This window comes from Paraburkholderia gardini (assembly GCF_907164545.1).
Lineage (GTDB): Bacteria > Pseudomonadota > Gammaproteobacteria > Burkholderiales > Burkholderiaceae > Paraburkholderia > Paraburkholderia gardini.
The window spans coordinates 253,033-267,283 of the sequence record NZ_CAJQZB010000001.1 but is presented as its reverse complement, the minus strand read 5'-3'; the positions used below and the strand labels follow the sequence as shown (position 1 = coordinate 267,283).

General features: G+C 63.8%; 14 protein-coding genes. 6 read left to right on the top strand and 8 right to left on the bottom strand.

All coding sequences use genetic code 11. The features are described 5' to 3' along the window. Nucleotides 1–27: 27 nt before the first annotated feature. From LPA37_RS01175 to tsaB, 4 genes are read right to left on the bottom strand one after another with little or no spacing between them, the layout of a single operon-like run. Entirely contained in the window at nucleotides 28–1,026 is a 999-nt protein-coding gene (locus LPA37_RS01175) for a DUF1853 family protein (RefSeq protein WP_229011209.1), read from the bottom strand. Continuing rightward, complete coding sequence (locus tag LPA37_RS01170; protein WP_228977637.1) at nucleotides 1,026–1,925, bottom strand: uracil-DNA glycosylase; 900 nt, start codon at nucleotides 1,923–1,925, stop codon at nucleotides 1,026–1,028. The genes LPA37_RS01175 and LPA37_RS01170 overlap by 1 nt, the downstream gene beginning before the upstream one ends. After that, entirely contained in the window at nucleotides 1,912–2,406 is a 495-nt protein-coding gene (gene rimI, locus LPA37_RS01165; RefSeq protein ID WP_228977639.1) for a ribosomal protein S18-alanine N-acetyltransferase, read from the bottom strand. Before rimI ends, LPA37_RS01170 begins: the two co-directional genes overlap by 14 nt. After that, nucleotides 2,403–3,218, bottom strand: a complete 816-nt coding sequence (gene tsaB / locus LPA37_RS01160) for a tRNA (adenosine(37)-N6)-threonylcarbamoyltransferase complex dimerization subunit type 1 TsaB (protein WP_229011089.1) — start codon at nucleotides 3,216–3,218, stop codon at nucleotides 2,403–2,405. Before tsaB ends, rimI begins: the two co-directional genes overlap by 4 nt. Before the next feature lie 197 nt (nucleotides 3,219–3,415). On the opposite strand from tsaB, the gene LPA37_RS01155 reads away from it, so the two are divergent. The 3 genes from LPA37_RS01155 to aceA all read left to right on the top strand — a co-directional run bounded on the left by LPA37_RS01155 (nucleotide 3,416) and on the right by aceA (nucleotide 7,629). Beyond that, nucleotides 3,416–3,685, top strand: coding sequence for an acyl-CoA-binding protein (locus tag LPA37_RS01155; RefSeq protein WP_228977869.1), 270 nt, complete (start codon nucleotides 3,416–3,418; stop codon nucleotides 3,683–3,685). A gap of 590 nt (nucleotides 3,686–4,275) precedes the next feature. Further along, entirely contained in the window at nucleotides 4,276–5,877 is a 1,602-nt protein-coding gene (locus LPA37_RS01150; protein WP_228977641.1) for a DEAD/DEAH box helicase, read from the top strand. 447 nt (nucleotides 5,878–6,324) lie between these two features. Next, on the top strand, nucleotides 6,325–7,629 hold the full coding sequence (aceA, locus tag LPA37_RS01145; protein WP_228977642.1) for an isocitrate lyase: 1,305 nt from the start codon (nucleotides 6,325–6,327) through the stop codon (nucleotides 7,627–7,629). Nucleotides 7,630–7,853: 224 nt separating this feature from the next. Here the strand turns inward: aceA and LPA37_RS01140 are convergent, their stop codons facing one another. Beyond that, nucleotides 7,854–8,288, bottom strand: coding sequence for a universal stress protein (locus tag LPA37_RS01140; RefSeq protein ID WP_228977643.1), 435 nt, complete (start codon nucleotides 8,286–8,288; stop codon nucleotides 7,854–7,856). Between the two features lie 184 nt (nucleotides 8,289–8,472). After that, complete coding sequence (locus tag LPA37_RS01135; RefSeq protein WP_228977644.1) at nucleotides 8,473–9,375, bottom strand: LysR family transcriptional regulator; 903 nt, start codon at nucleotides 9,373–9,375, stop codon at nucleotides 8,473–8,475. A 151-nt stretch (nucleotides 9,376–9,526) separates the two neighbouring features. Between LPA37_RS01135 and LPA37_RS01130 the strand changes: the two genes are divergently transcribed. Beyond that, entirely contained in the window at nucleotides 9,527–10,324 is a 798-nt protein-coding gene (locus LPA37_RS01130; protein ID WP_228977646.1) for a haloacid dehalogenase type II, read from the top strand. A 70-nt stretch (nucleotides 10,325–10,394) separates the two neighbouring features. Next, nucleotides 10,395–11,999 carry a malate synthase A gene (gene aceB / locus LPA37_RS01125; RefSeq protein ID WP_229011087.1) on the top strand — a complete coding sequence of 535 codons (1,605 nt, stop codon included), beginning with the start codon at nucleotides 10,395–10,397 and terminating at the stop codon, nucleotides 11,997–11,999. Nucleotides 12,000–12,264: 265 nt separating this feature from the next. On the opposite strand, the gene LPA37_RS01120 is transcribed toward aceB, so the two are convergent. Beyond that, the gene (locus tag LPA37_RS01120; RefSeq protein ID WP_229011085.1) at nucleotides 12,265–12,666 is read right to left on the bottom strand and encodes a gamma-glutamylcyclotransferase family protein; all 402 of its coding nucleotides are present in this window, start codon (nucleotides 12,664–12,666) and stop codon (nucleotides 12,265–12,267) included. A 16-nt stretch (nucleotides 12,667–12,682) separates the two neighbouring features. After that, nucleotides 12,683–13,177 carry a ribonuclease E activity regulator RraA gene (gene rraA / locus LPA37_RS01115; RefSeq protein WP_228977652.1) on the bottom strand — a complete coding sequence of 165 codons (495 nt, stop codon included), beginning with the start codon at nucleotides 13,175–13,177 and terminating at the stop codon, nucleotides 12,683–12,685. A 163-nt stretch (nucleotides 13,178–13,340) separates the two neighbouring features. Between rraA and LPA37_RS01110 the strand changes: the two genes are divergently transcribed. Next, nucleotides 13,341–14,234, top strand: a complete 894-nt coding sequence (locus LPA37_RS01110; RefSeq protein WP_228977653.1) for an AraC family transcriptional regulator — start codon at nucleotides 13,341–13,343, stop codon at nucleotides 14,232–14,234. The last annotated feature ends 17 nt before the right edge of the window (nucleotides 14,235–14,251 follow it).

Sequence of the window (14,251 nt, the reverse complement as noted above, 5' to 3'; positions counted from 1 at the left end):
CGCCGGTGGCGCCGCCGGCGAACACAGTCACTGACGCGCGAACGCCTGCCCGCGCCGCGGCCACTCATCAGGCACGACGAAGCCGCGCGACTGTTCGATCCACCGGCCAGCTTCATCGCGTACGAACGAAGCCACCATCGTCGGACCGGTCTGCCGTTCGATCTGATTGAGTAGCGGGGCGGCATCCACGAATATCGTTTCCGGCGATGGCTCGCTTGCATCGCCCACCTCGTAACGCCGGGGTGCCAGCCATTCGAGACGCGGCAGCACCTTCCACACCGCAGCAGCCTGAGTCGCCGCCAATGCCGGCCAGTCCGCTCGGGTCGCCCACCAGCCGCGCGCGTGGGCCGGATCGATCTGCGGCGCTTCCTGCCCCGCCCCCGTTTCGTTCCCGGTCGCGCCGTAGAACAGCCAGCCCTTGATCAGCATCGCCGGCTCCCATGGGCCGCGATGCCCGAGCGTCGCGAATTCTTCGCGCGCGCTGAGCGGCAATTGATGATCAAGAAGATGCGACAGTTTCAGATCGAAGCGGTCCTGCAGATTCGGGCCGACGTAGTCCGCGAGTTGCGCGCGACCGTCGCCGGCATGCAGGTAGCACTTCACGGCCAGTTCCCAATGCAGACGCCGGCCACTGGCCGTCTCCACCAGAAAATCGCACTCGCCGAGCGTCACACCCGCACGCCGTAACGCGACGTTCGCGGCGACGAGCCGCGCGGCCGGCCCATGTTGAAGAAACCAGCTGAGCAGACACTCGGCGTAACGGCCTAACCGCGTGATCCGCGACGCGGCGATATACCGGTGCAGACTGTCTGGATCGGCATCGAGCGCGTGCAGCCAGGCGACGGTTGCCGCTTCTTCGGCCGGCGTTTCAAAGAGGCGCGCGAGCATGCCAGCGGGTGGTTGCGCGCGCAACAGATCCGGGCTGAACAGCAGCCACGCGAGATCACGTACGACAGCATCGCGCAACAGGTCGAACCGCGCGCCCGGCGCTGCGGCATCCGCCACCGGCCCGGGCGCGGCGTTCATCAGCGGGGCGGCGCGCCGGCCGTCTTCTGCCACGTATCGCGAGCGAGACACAGGTCGGCCCAGGCTTTCGCCTTGTCCGGCAGACTGCGCAACAGATACGCGGGGTGATACGTGACGATGACGGGCACGCCTTCGTATTCGTGCACGCGACCGCGCAGCGACGAGATGCTGGCCTGGGTCTTCAAGAGGCTCTGCGCGGCAAAGCGGCCGAGCGCGACGATGACCTTCGGCTTCACGAGCGATACCTGGCGCTGAAGATACGGCTCGCAGCGCGCGACTTCGTCGGGCTCGGGATTGCGGTTGCCGGGCGGCCGGCACTTGATCACGTTCGCGATGTACACGTTCGTGTCGCGCGCGAGCGTCAGCGAACGCAGCATGTTGTCGAGCAGCTTGCCCGCCTGGCCGACAAACGGTTCACCGAGACGGTCCTCGTTTTCACCGGGCGCTTCGCCGATCAGCATCCAGTCGGCATTGCGATCGCCGACGCCAAAGACCGTGTTCGTCCGCTTCTCACACAGACGGCAACGCTCGCAGGCAGCGACGCGCGCACTGAGCGTATCCCAGTCGAGCGTGGCGACGCTGGTGCTGGTGTCTGCCTGCGCATCGACGACGATGCGGTTTGTCCGGGTGAGGACCGGGGGTTCGGCGGATACATCGTCGAGCCATGCCGATTCGTCCGCGCCTGCTGGCGGTTGCTGAATGCGGGTGCTCATGCCCGCTTCGCGCGGCGACGTGTCCTGTAGCGAAAGCGTCGTTCCGGCCGAACCGGAGGCTTCGGTTGTGCTGGCTGTACTGACTGCCTCGACCGATGCGGTCGTTTCGACGGACGGCCGCATGCCGCGGCGCACCCACATCGGCGCGAGGCCGAGTTCTTCCAGCGCGGATTCAGAGAACGTCATCTGCGCCCTCTCCTGCAAACGAAAAACGCATCACGATGGCGTCCTCCCGGCTGCGATGTCGCGCCGGATAATAGTTCTTGCGCCGTCCAATCGACGAAAATCCGAATTGTTCATATAGACGGATCGCGCGGTGATTTGAAGGCCGGACTTCCAGCAGCAGGCCATCGAGTTTCCCGGCGCGCGTGATGCGCACCGCTTCTCGCAGCAGCGTGAGACCCGCACCCGCGCCTTGCGAAGCAGGTGCGACGCACAGATTCAGCAGATGCATTTCGTCGACCACCGGCATCAGCACGCAATAGCCGATCAGCGCGCCCGTGACGTGACGCAGGCAGATCCCGAAATAGCCGTTGCGCAGCGAGTCCGCGAAATTGCCGCGGCTCCACGGAAACTCATACGCGAGTTTCTCGATCGCGGCGACCTCGTCCAGATCGCCTTCTGTCATCGGCGATACGTAGCGGTCGGCGAGCAGCACGCCGCTCATTGGTGGCCCTCACGCAGAACGGTCCGCGCGGCCGGTGCGGTTCCGGCCTCTTGCGCGGCCTTTGCGGCCATGCGCTCGGCAGTGGTCTGCGCAACCTTGTCGCGGATGTACTCGGGCGCGGCCTGATCCGCCGGCACCGTACGGCCCGCGCGGAACGCGCGCAGCGCGACCATCGCGACCGGCATCGCGTGCGGCACGGCTTCACGATCGATCGTGCGCGCGCGCGATGCCGCCACGAGCCGCTCGCCGAACGCCGCGGCCGCGTTGCCTGCCAGCGTAAACGGCGCGCCGGGAACCGTCATGTTGCCGGGCGCATCGAGCGACGCCGGATGGACCGTGCGCCACTCATGCTGCACGTCGTCCCATGCGTAATCCGCCCAGTAGACTTCGTCCATGCGCGCGTCGAGCGCGGCCAGCACGCGGTTCGCCGACGGATCGCGCAGCCGCGCGCTTTCAGCGCACGCGAGCAACGTGCCGACCGGCACGACCGGAATATCGAGGCCGAACGCGAGCCCCTGGGCGACGCCCGTCGCGGTACGCAGACCCGTGAACGAACCGGGGCCCGCGCCGAATGCGATGGCGTCGCAGTCGGCGAGCGCGAGACCGGCTTCGTCGAAGAGTTCGCGAATCGCCGGCAACAGGCGCGTGCTGGAGACGGGACCCGTCGCTTCATGTCGCACCCAGACGCGCAAGGAAACGGCGGCCGGATCGACGGGCAAAGCACCGGTGTCCACCTCGGGACCGGCGGACAAAAGCGCGACCGAGCAGAATTCGGTCGACGTATCAAGGGCAAGCAGGACGATTCGGGTCATGACCGCTATTGTAATGCGACGCCTCGCGTTGCCGGAGGCGAACCGCACCGGACATCTCTGGGCGTTGCCAGCGGCGACGCCATCGCCGCCCGGGCCGGGCCGCGCTGTCTGGAGGAATCGCTCCAGCCGGATGCGCGGCTGAGCTTGTTATGATCACCGGCCGACCTCGACACGCATGGAGAACAAGGATGAGCGACATGAGCAACGTTAGCGCGCTGTTCGCGCAAGCCCAGGAAGATGTGAAGCAACTGCCGGAGCGTCCGGGCAATCTGACGCTGCTGCGTCTGTACGCGCTGTTCAAGCAGGCCACCGAAGGCGACGTCCACGGCGACAAACCCGGCTTCACCGACATCGTCGGCAAATACAAGTACGACGCATGGACCGCTCTCAAGGGCACACCGCAGGACGCGGCGAAGCAGCAATATGTCGAACTGGTCGAATCGCTGAAGAGCGGCGCTTCGGCCTGACCTGACGCAAACCGTCAACGCCAGAAAAGCTGCTGGCAGTAATAAGGCATTAAAAACCCATCGGGGCGGACATGAATATGCGAGCGCCGTCGCCGGTGGTTTTCTTCTCACCGCCGCCCGCTCAGGTCAGCCCGGCCGCGGCTTCACTGACCCGTTCGGCCGGACAGCTTCGCCACTTCGAGCCAGCCAGCCTTCCAGGGCCCCAAACGCACCCCGCTTCACCGGCCATTTATGGGATGGTGGCGCAGTGCAGCAAAACCCTATACAATACGGCTGCGCTTCACTGCTTTGCCCGGCTTTCTTTCCGGCGCGTGGCTGCGCAGCGCCTCGTAGCGTTTTGCTCCAATCCAGTTTAGAACCTGTCCCCTCCTGCCAGCAGGCCCTCTTTTCGGGCCGTCAAGTACCAGGCTGGCGACAATGCCAATATCGGCTTGTCGCATCCGATACAGCTTCTAACGAAAAGCTCGCCTTTATTGTTGCGAGCTGCCCCCGTTTTTCGATTTGCTCGCTGCTTCTTTGCTCGCTGAATCCGACGACCTGGGTATGCCGATTGGCGCCGACGTTTCATTTCCCGTGTTTCAAGGATTCTCATGACTTCGAGCAATACCCCCAGCCCGTTGAACGCCATCGCCGATCAAGCCCTCGGTCTCGACACCCCCGCCGCCGTCGCCTCGCAAGATGTCGCGACCGCCGCCGTGGTGGCCGACGCCGCAGCGCCGACCGGCCCGACGTTCGCGTCGCTCGGCCTTTCGGCGGATGTCGTCTCCGCCCTGACGGCCGCCGGCTATTCGGCGCCGACGCCGGTTCAGCAGCGCGCGATTCCCGCCGGCCTCGCCGGCCGCGACCTGATGGTGTCGAGCCCGACCGGTTCCGGCAAGACCGCAGCGTTCATGCTGCCCGCCATCGAGCGTTTCTCGCAGCTGCAAAAGGCGCAGGCCGCCCAGCCGCGCGAACCGCGCCCGGCCGACGGCGCACGCACGCGCCGCCCGCAACCCGTCGCCCGTCCGACGATGCTGGTTCTGACGCCGACGCGTGAACTCGCGATGCAGGTCACGACCGCCGCCTCCACGTACGGCAAGCATCTGAAGCGCCTGCGCACCGTCAGCATCCTCGGCGGCGTCGCCTATGGTCAACAGCTGATGCTGCTGGCCAAAAACCCTGAAATTCTCGTCGCCACGCCGGGTCGTCTGATCGATCACCTGGAACGCGGCCGTATCGACCTGTCGCAACTGCAGATCCTCGTCCTCGACGAAGCGGACCGCATGCTCGACATGGGCTTCATCGAAGACATCGAAACGATCGTTGCGTCCACCCCGGCCACGCGTCAGACGATGCTGTTCTCGGCCACGCTCGACGGCAAGATCGGCGCGCTGACGGGCCGTCTGCTGAAGAACCCTGAACGCATCGAAATCGTCCAGCGCATGGAACAGCGCACGAACATCGCGCAGACCGTGCATTACGTCGACGACCGCGATCACAAGGATCGTCTGCTCGACCATCTGCTGCGTGACTCCGGTCTCGACCAGGCCATCGTGTTCACGGCAACGAAAAACGAAGCCGACCAGCTCGCTGGCCGTCTCGCCGACGCTGGTTTCGAATCGGCCGCCCTGCACGGCGATCTGCCGCAAGGCGCGCGTAACCGCACGATCAAGGCACTGCGTGAGCGCCGTGTGCGCGTGCTCGTGGCAACCGACGTCGCGGCTCGCGGCATCGACATCCCGGGCGTCACGCACGTGTTCAACTACGATCTGCCGAAGTTCGCGGAAGACTACGTGCACCGTATCGGCCGTACCGGCCGTGCTGGCCGCTCGGGTATCGCCGTGAGCCTCGTGCATCACGCCGAACAGGGCGCACTCAAGCGCATCGAACGTTTCGTGCGTACGCCGCTCGCGGTCAACGTCGTCGAAGGCTTCGAGCCGCGCAAGTCGGCACCGTCCGGCAATGGTGGTCGTCCGGGCTTTGGCGGCCGTGGTCGTCCGGGTGGCGGCAACGGCGGCGGTCGTCGCTTCGGTAGCGGCGGTGGCACGGGTAGCGGCAAGCCGGCTGGCAACGGCGGCGGCGCCCGCACGGGCGGCGGCGGCTGGGCAGGCAAGTCGGCCGGCGGTTCGCGCGAAGGCTACGGCGGCTCGCGTGACGGTGGCTACGGCGCCCGTCGCAGCGACGGTCCGCGTACCGCACGTCGCGGCGACTAAGCCCTCTGGCATGCGGTCGGGTCAGCGTTGAAAGCTGACCCGACAGTGACGCTATATGACGTTGAACGGCTACACGCCGTGCGAAGTTTCAGAAAAACCGGTGCTCAGGCACCGGTTTTTTTTCGTCCATCTAACGTCATCCGCGAAATTTCACGATGTGGAAAAATTTTTTGCGTCGTAAAAAATCATGCTGCGTGGCACAACCATCGCTGTTGCAACATGGGAAATTACGTTTCTCATCGTGAGATGAATGTTATAAATATTTGATTTTTATAAATAAAAAATATCAAACAAAGCCTCGTAGACGTCTGTTGCACCTGCCTCGATTTGCCTAGACTCTTATATAAGACTTCACGAAACGAAGCACCCGGAAAGAGCAGCAAAGCCCGCTTCGCTGGAGACACAAATCAACCGATCCACCTGTTTGGGCAATTAGAGGAGCACACCATGTCACGTCAACAACAGAGTCAGCAACTTCAACAGCAATGGGAAACCGACCCGCGCTGGAAAGGCATCAAGCGGTCATATTCCGCTGAAGACGTGGTGCGTCTGCGCGGCTCGGTGCCGGTCGAGCACACGCTCGCGAAGCGCGGTGCTGAAAAGCTGTGGGAATCGATCCATAACGAGCCGTTTGTCAACGCGCTCGGCGCGCTGACCGGCAATCAGGCCATGCAACAGGTCAAGGCCGGTCTGAAGGCGATCTATCTGTCGGGCTGGCAGGTGGCTGGCGATGCGAACGTCGCGGGCGAAATGTATCCCGACCAGTCGCTGTATCCGGCGAATTCGGTGCCGCTCGTCGTGAAACGCATCAACAACACGCTCACGCGCGCCGACCAGATCCAGTGGTCCGAAGGCAGGAATCCGGGCGATGAAGGCTATATCGACTACTTCGCGCCGATCGTGGCGGACGCTGAAGCGGGTTTCGGCGGCGTGCTGAACGCGTTCGAACTGATGAAGTCGATGATCGAGGCCGGCGCCGCGGGCGTCCACTTCGAAGACCAGCTGGCTTCGGTGAAAAAGTGCGGTCACATGGGCGGCAAGGTGCTCGTGCCGACGCGCGAAAACATCGCGAAACTGACGGCGGCGCGTCTCGCCGCCGACGTCTCGGGTACGCCGACGATCCTGCTGGCGCGCACCGACGCAGAAGCGGCCGACCTCGTGACGTCGGACATCGACGACAACGACAAGCCGTTCCTGACTGGCGAGCGCACCGTCGAAGGCTTCTACCGTACGAAGCCGGGTATCGAACAGGCGATCTCGCGTGGCCTCGCCTACGCGCCGTACGCCGACATGATCTGGTGCGAAACCGGCAAGCCGGATCTCGAATTCGCGAAGAAATTCGCCGAGGCGATCCACAAGCAGTTCCCGGGCAAGCTGCTGTCGTACAACTGCTCGCCGTCGTTCAACTGGAAAAAGAACCTCGACGATGCGACGATCGCCAAGTTCCAGAAGGAACTCGGTGCGATGGGCTACAAGTTCCAGTTCATCACGCTGGCCGGCTTCCACGCGCTGAACTACTCGATGTTCAACCTCGCGCACGGCTATGCCCGCACTCAGATGAGCGCGTTCGTCGAAATGCAGCAGGCCGAATTCGCAGCAGCCGAAAAGGGCTTCACCGCAGTGAAGCACCAGCGTGAAGTCGGCACCGGCTACTTCGATGCAGTGACGCAGACGGTCGAACGCGACGCATCGACGACCGCCCTGCATGGCTCGACGGAAGACGAGCAGTTCTTCGACAAGAAGGTCGCCTGAGCGGCACGACAGGCAACGCAGGGAGAAGTGGCCCCGCAGAGGGCCACTGCTGAAGAAGACATGGTCACCGGTCAGAAGCCGGCATCTGGAAGGTGTTTCGACGCGGCATCACCGTGCGAAGAACGGACAGGACGCGCGCTGGCTATCCGCCAGCGCGTTTTTTCCTCAGGTGTATCCATGGTGCGCCACGCCTCGACGCCGGGTGGGAACGTCGACGACGACGCTTATCGGTAGACGATCACCGGAATTCTGGTGTGCGTCAGGACCCGCTGGGTCTCGCTGCCGATCAGCAGACTGCCGAGCCCGCGCCGCCCGTGCGACGCCATGAAGATGACGTCGCAACCACCCCGCTCCGCCGCCTCGATGATCCCGAGATACGGCGACGGATGAACACTCGTCTCGCTCGAGAACGCAACGCCCGCATCGCGCGCTGCCTGCTCGACCTCCTGCAGATGCAGGCGCGCTTCGCGTTCGCTGCGCTCCTGAAAATCGACCGGCGGCTCGATCACCACCTCGGAAAACGGCGAGTACGGATATTGCGGCAGACACGCGTAGGCCGTCACACGCGCACCGACGGATTTCGCGAGATCGATTGCGCCGTCGATGGCCATTCTGGACAGCTCTGAACCATCAGTCGGAACCAGGATGTGCTTGAACATCGTGCCCTCCATCGTCAGCCGCGGCGCTCCGTCAGGTCCGCTGGATGCAGGCGCGTATGCGAACAGCAGGCAATGCGCGGCGCCTCGAATCGATTGTAGTGCGCCGAAATCCGCCGCACGGCCCGTGTGCGGGTCTGTCCGCATATCGGAAACCCGGGCGGGCCACGCGAGCCGTGGCTTTGCGCTAACCCCAGTAGCCTGGATGACTGTACGTATGTTTCAGGAAATCGAGAAAAAGCCGTACCCGCAACGGCAAATGGCGACGCTGTGGAAACACCGCGTGGATGCCGATGGGCGGGGTCGCGAATTCGTCGAGCACCGTAACGAGACGCCCGGCCGCGATATCCGTGCCGACTTCCCACCACGAGCGCCACGCGAGGCCGTAGCCTTCGAGACACCATTCGTGCAGCACCGCGCCGTCGGAGCACTCCATGGTGCCGGAGACCTTGATCGTCACGGCTTTTTCGCCCTGCTGGAACGACCAGCCGCGCTGCTGGTTCGCGCTCGCGCCGAGCGCGAGGCAGTTATGGCCGGCGAGCGCGGCGAGCGTTTCCGGCGCGCCGCGCCGCGCGAGATAGGCGGGCGAAGCCACCACCACGCGCCGGTTGTCGCCGAGGCGCAGCGAGACCAGCGACGAATCGGGCAGTTCACCGAGCCGCACCGCGCAGTCGAACCCCTCGTTGACCAGATCGACCATCCGGTCCGACAGATCGAGCGTGATCGACACATCGGGATGTGCGACCGTGAACGCCGGCACGAGCGGCGCGACATGACGCCGCCCGAAACCGGCCGGCGCCGACACGCGCAGATGCCCGCTCGCCTTCACCCCGCCCGCCGACACGCTCGATTCGGCGTTCTGCATGTCGTGGATGATGCGCTGACAGTCCTCGAGAAACGCGGAGCCTTCGAACGTCAGCGTGATTTTCCGCGTCGTGCGCACGAGCAGTTTCACGCCGAGCCGTTCTTCGAGCGCATCGATCCGGCGCCCGATGATGGCAGGCGCGACGCCCTCGGCCTGGGCGGCCGCGGACAGGCTGCCGCGTGCCGCGACGGCGGCGAACGTTTCGATCTGCTTGAAGCGGTCCATGGCAAATGGATGCGTCGTGTGGACGCGGATGATGGCGTTGAGCGCCAGATTAGGTATATGAAAGTAAAAGATCAAGTGATGTTTACGGTCTTTCTAGCTACCGGGCATCACTAATAGAATCTGTCTTGACCTCTGACTGGAGCGCACGGCAATGTCGGCCACAACGACACTCTTCCCCAAGGCAGTGATTTTCGACGCGTACGGCACGCTTTTCGACGTGCATTCGGTCGTCGCTGCCGCGGAGCAGATGTTTCCCGGCCACGGCGATACCCTTTCGCTCCTGTGGCGTCAGAAGCAGATCGAATACACGCAGTTGCGCACGCTGTCGGATGTGGGCGGCGCACGCTATGAACCGTTCTGGACCGTCACACTCGACGCGCTGCGTTTTTCCGCCCGCAAACTCGGTCTCACGCTGAATACGGTCGCGGAAAAGCGCCTGATGGACGAGTACGCGTGCCTCTCCGCATTCCCCGACGCCGTCCCCATGCTGCGCCAGCTACGCGAGCCTCGGGCAGGCGTGGGCGCTGCCGCCGACGTCGCGGCCGGCGGGCGCATCGGGCTTGCGATCCTGTCCAACGGCAACCCGCAGATGCTCGATATCGCCGTCAAGAGCGCCGGGATGGCCGGCCTTTTCGATCACGTGCTGTCAGTCGACACTGTGCGCGCCTACAAGCCGGCACCGGCCGCTTACGCGCTCGGCACGGCCGCTTTCGGCGCAACGCCGCGCGAGATCGTGTTCGTGTCGTCGAACGGCTGGGACGTCGCCGGCGCGACGTGGTTCGGCTACACCACGTTCTGGATCAACCGCACACGCAGTCCCGCCGAGGAACTCGGCGTGAGCCCGTCCGGCACCGGCACAAGCCTTGCCGATCTGCCCGCGTTTCTGGGCACCCGCCTGCCGCCCGAGAAAAGCTCAGGCCGCGTGCGCCACAGTCCTGGCGCCACGTGAACTGAACAGTTTGAACGGGCATGAAGCACCTCATCGTATTTCCGTAATCTGACCGACCAAGGGAGAAACCATGACGAATCAATCGTCGTTATCGTTGCAACTGCCGCAGGGCATGCGTATCACCGCTGAGATCAAGCCGGGCTTCGAATCGATTCTCACGCCCGCCGCACTCGAACTCGTCGCAAACCTGCATCGCGTGTTCGAGCCGCGCCGCCAGCAACTGCTGAAGGCACGCGCCGAGCGCACCAGGCGTCTCGACGCCGGCGAGCGCCCTGACTTCCTTGCTGAAACGAAGCACATCCGCGATAGCGACTGGAAGGTCGCACCGCTGCCGAAGGATCTCGAATGCCGTCGCGTCGAGATCACCGGGCCGGTGGAACGCAAGATGATCATCAACGCGCTGAATTCGGGCGCGGATTCGTACATGACGGATTTCGAGGATTCGAACGCGCCGAGCTGGGACAACCTGATCACCGGGCACCTGAACCTGAAGGACGCCGTGCGCCGTGAGATTTCGCTCGAACAGAACGGCAAGTCGTATCGCCTCAACGACAAAATCGCGACGCTGATCGTGCGTCCGCGTGGCTGGCATCTCGATGAAAAGCATGTGACGGTCGATGGCCAGCGCGTGTCGGGCGGCATCTTCGATTTCGCGCTCTTCCTGTTCCACAACGCGAAGGAACTCGTGAAGCGCGGCTCGGGCCCGTACTTCTACCTGCCGAAGCTCGAAAGCCATCTCGAAGCCCGCCTGTGGAACGACATTTTCGTCGCGGCACAGGAAGCAGTGGGCATCGCGCGCGGCACGATTCGCGCGACCGTTTTGATCGAGACGATTCTCGCCGCCTTCGAAATGGACGAAATCCTGTACGAGCTTCGCGAGCACAGCTCGGGCCTCAACGCAGGCCGTTGGGACTACATTTTCTCGGCGATCAAGAAGTTCAGGAATGACAAGGACTTCTGCCTTGCCGACCGCTCGCAGATCACAATGACCGTGCCGTTCATGCGCGCCTATGCGCTGCAGCTGCTCAAGACATGTCATCGCCGTAACGCGCCGGCGATCGGCGGCATGAGCGCACTGATTCCGATCAAGAACGACCCGGCAGCCAACGACAAGGCGATGGGCGGCGTGCGCTCCGACAAGGCGCGTGACGCCGGCGACGGCTACGACGGCGGCTGGGTCGCGCACCCGGGCCTCGTGCCGATCGCGATGGAAGAGTTCGTCCGTGTGCTCGGCGACAAACCCAACCAGATCGGCAAGCAGCGCGATGACGTGCTGGTCACCGCGAAAGACCTGACCGACTTCCGCCCGGAAGCCCCCATCACGGAAGCGGGCCTGCGCAATAACATCAACGTCGGCATCCATTACCTGGGGTCGTGGCTTGCGGGCAATGGCTGCGTGCCGATCCACAACCTGATGGAAGATGCGGCGACCGCCGAGATCTCCCGCTCACAGGTGTGGCAGTGGATCCGTTCGCCGAAGGGCAAGCTCGACGACGATCGCAAGGTCACCGCTGCGATGGTGCGCGATCTGACGAAGCAGGAACTCGACAAGGTGAAGGTTGCCGTCGGCGGCGATACAAAGCCCTATGAGCGTGCCGCGGAAATCTTCGAAGAAATGTCGACATCGGAAAACTTCACCGAGTTTCTGACCTTGCCACTGTACGAAGAGATCTGATAGCGCGTTTGCGTCAATCCGGGCCGGTTTGAACGGCTTGCTGGAGTGTCGACGTGGCTCGGGTATGGAGCGCGTGCATCATCGTGACATGACGGCTCAATGGGTCCCGGCCCGTTGAGCCGTTTCGTTTCGGGCAGTGGGTACGTTGGTCACGCCGATCGCAGTGACCGTTCACAGCGGCGGGTGGCGCATCAACACCCACCTCGGTTTTAGCGGAAGAATGCGCGTACATGGCGCATGCATACCGTGAAGCCCGTGCGCGCCGCTATCTCCCGCGACGATGCGCAACCCAGTCGCGTGAGGCGATCTCCTTCAACCCGGGCACGGCCTCTTTCGCGACGGGATAAAAACGGCACGCAACCGCAGTGCCGTCGACGTCGACCGTGACATCACGCCCCTGAAATAAACCCTCGACGCCGGGATACACCTCCTCGATCTCGTCGAGCACCGCGACAAGTGCATCGTCGATTGCATAGACATCGCCTGTGACGGACACACCCTGCTCATCCACGACGAGCCCGGGATAGGTGCCGAAGTCGTATAGCCGGCCCTTCACTGCCGCAGTGCCAAGCAGCGTTGGCGCCGCGATATCGTGGCGCGCGGCCGCGGAGCTGATGTCGTTGACTTCCCCCGCCCGAAGCGTGCCGTAGACAAACACGTTCTGCATTACCTTCCCCTCCCGCTCAGTTCAACGGCGCGGACGCGACCAGTACGCCATCGACATCGACATAAACCCATTCACCCGGACGCACGACCGACCCCGGCATACGTACCGGAATATCGCGCTCGCCGCCTCCGCGTTTCTGGCTGCGCTGTGGATGGGTCGCCAGCGCGGCGATACCGATATTGCATTCGTTCAACTCGAGCGTATCGCGCACGCAACCGTTCACCACAATACCGGCCCAGCCGTTCTTCTCCGCGATCTGGCCAAGATTGCCGCCGACAAGCGCGCAACGCCGGCTGCCGCCACCGTCGACGACCAGCACACGGCCATTCCCATTTTCCTCGAGCGTGGCGCGTACCAGCGTGTTGTCTTCGAAGAGCTTCAGCGTCACGGCCTCGCCGCCAAACGAACCCGCACGGCCCCACAAACGGAACACGGGATCGAGCACCCGAAGCGTGCCTGCGGCCAGCTTGTCCTCATTGGCATCGCACAGGTCCGCGGTCGCAAAAGTCATCGCTTCCTCCAGATAAATAAATGGGATGACATGCATTATGCCTTGCGCGAATTTTCCGCCACCCTCTGCCGGATGGCTAACGTCGCGCGACTCGCCGCCCGACTGCCTGCAACGCCCCTACAATGACGTCATCCTTCGCATCAGGTTGCGGCCCTGCCTTGTCATGAATCAGCCCATTGCCATGCCGGAATCGACGCGCGTCGATTTCGCCGACATTCCGCCGGAATTCGCGCCGACGCCGACGCACCCCATCCGCGTCCGGTCGCGGCCGATGCCGGCCGGCGTGCGCATCGCGCGTCACACACACGCATGGGCGCAGGTCGCGTATGCGTCGAGAGGTGTATTGCGGATGGCGACGTCGGGCACGACATGGATGGTTCCGCCATCGCGAGCAATCTGGGTGCCGCCGCATGTCACGCACGAAGTCATCATCGTCGAGGATGCGTTTTTGAGGACACTGTATGTGAACGAATCGATCGTGCCCGCGGGGCTTGACGCATGTCGCGTCGTCGAAGTCTCCGGATTGCTGCGCGAAGTGATTGCCGCGCTCGATACGCCCGGTCTTTCGGCGGCACGCGAGCAATTGCTTGGCGCACTGGCGCTCGACGAACTGACGCGCTCGGAGCCGTTACCGCTTTCCGTGCCCATGCCTACCGAGAAGCGCCTGCGCGCACTGTGCGAAGCCGTTATCGCCGATCCGGCCAACACGGATTCGCTCGAGAGCTGGGCATCATGCGTGGGTGCCAGTACGCGGACCATCGCGCGTCTGTTTCGCCAGGAACTGGGGGTCAGTTTTTCGCAGTGGCGTCAGCAGGCGATTCTCGCTCGGGCGATCCCGCTGCTGAGTCAGGGCCGGCCGCTTTCGCTCGTCGCTCAGGAGCTGGGCTATCAAAGCCAGAGTGCGTTTTCGGCGATGTTCCGGCGCGCATTCGGCGAAAGCCCGCGCGCGTTCATCGAACGCGGCGTCGAGCATCGCGACGGCCGGCATGAAGAAAATGAAGATGAAAGCAACCTGTTCGTGGATGAGCTGGATGCCCATCGCGGCCAGCTGAAATAGCCGCAATGCGTGAAAGC

Coding starts and splice junctions, on each gene's coding strand:
- LPA37_RS01175 (WP_229011209.1), bottom strand. CDS start 1,026: ATGAACGCCGCGCCCGGGCCGGTGGCGGATGCCGCAGCGCCGGGCGCG.
- LPA37_RS01170 (WP_228977637.1), bottom strand. CDS start 1,925: ATGACGTTCTCTGAATCCGCGCTGGAAGAACTCGGCCTCGCGCCGATG.
- rimI (WP_228977639.1), bottom strand. CDS start 2,406: ATGAGCGGCGTGCTGCTCGCCGACCGCTACGTATCGCCGATGACAGAA.
- tsaB (WP_229011089.1), bottom strand. CDS start 3,218: ATGACCCGAATCGTCCTGCTTGCCCTTGATACGTCGACCGAATTCTGC.
- LPA37_RS01155 (WP_228977869.1), top strand. CDS start 3,416: ATGAGCAACGTTAGCGCGCTGTTCGCGCAAGCCCAGGAAGATGTGAAG.
- LPA37_RS01150 (WP_228977641.1), top strand. CDS start 4,276: ATGACTTCGAGCAATACCCCCAGCCCGTTGAACGCCATCGCCGATCAA.
- aceA (WP_228977642.1), top strand. CDS start 6,325: ATGTCACGTCAACAACAGAGTCAGCAACTTCAACAGCAATGGGAAACC.
- LPA37_RS01140 (WP_228977643.1), bottom strand. CDS start 8,288: ATGTTCAAGCACATCCTGGTTCCGACTGATGGTTCAGAGCTGTCCAGA.
- LPA37_RS01135 (WP_228977644.1), bottom strand. CDS start 9,375: ATGGACCGCTTCAAGCAGATCGAAACGTTCGCCGCCGTCGCGGCACGC.
- LPA37_RS01130 (WP_228977646.1), top strand. CDS start 9,527: ATGTCGGCCACAACGACACTCTTCCCCAAGGCAGTGATTTTCGACGCG.
- aceB (WP_229011087.1), top strand. CDS start 10,395: ATGACGAATCAATCGTCGTTATCGTTGCAACTGCCGCAGGGCATGCGT.
- LPA37_RS01120 (WP_229011085.1), bottom strand. CDS start 12,666: ATGCAGAACGTGTTTGTCTACGGCACGCTTCGGGCGGGGGAAGTCAAC.
- rraA (WP_228977652.1), bottom strand. CDS start 13,177: ATGACTTTTGCGACCGCGGACCTGTGCGATGCCAATGAGGACAAGCTG.
- LPA37_RS01110 (WP_228977653.1), top strand. CDS start 13,341: ATGAATCAGCCCATTGCCATGCCGGAATCGACGCGCGTCGATTTCGCC.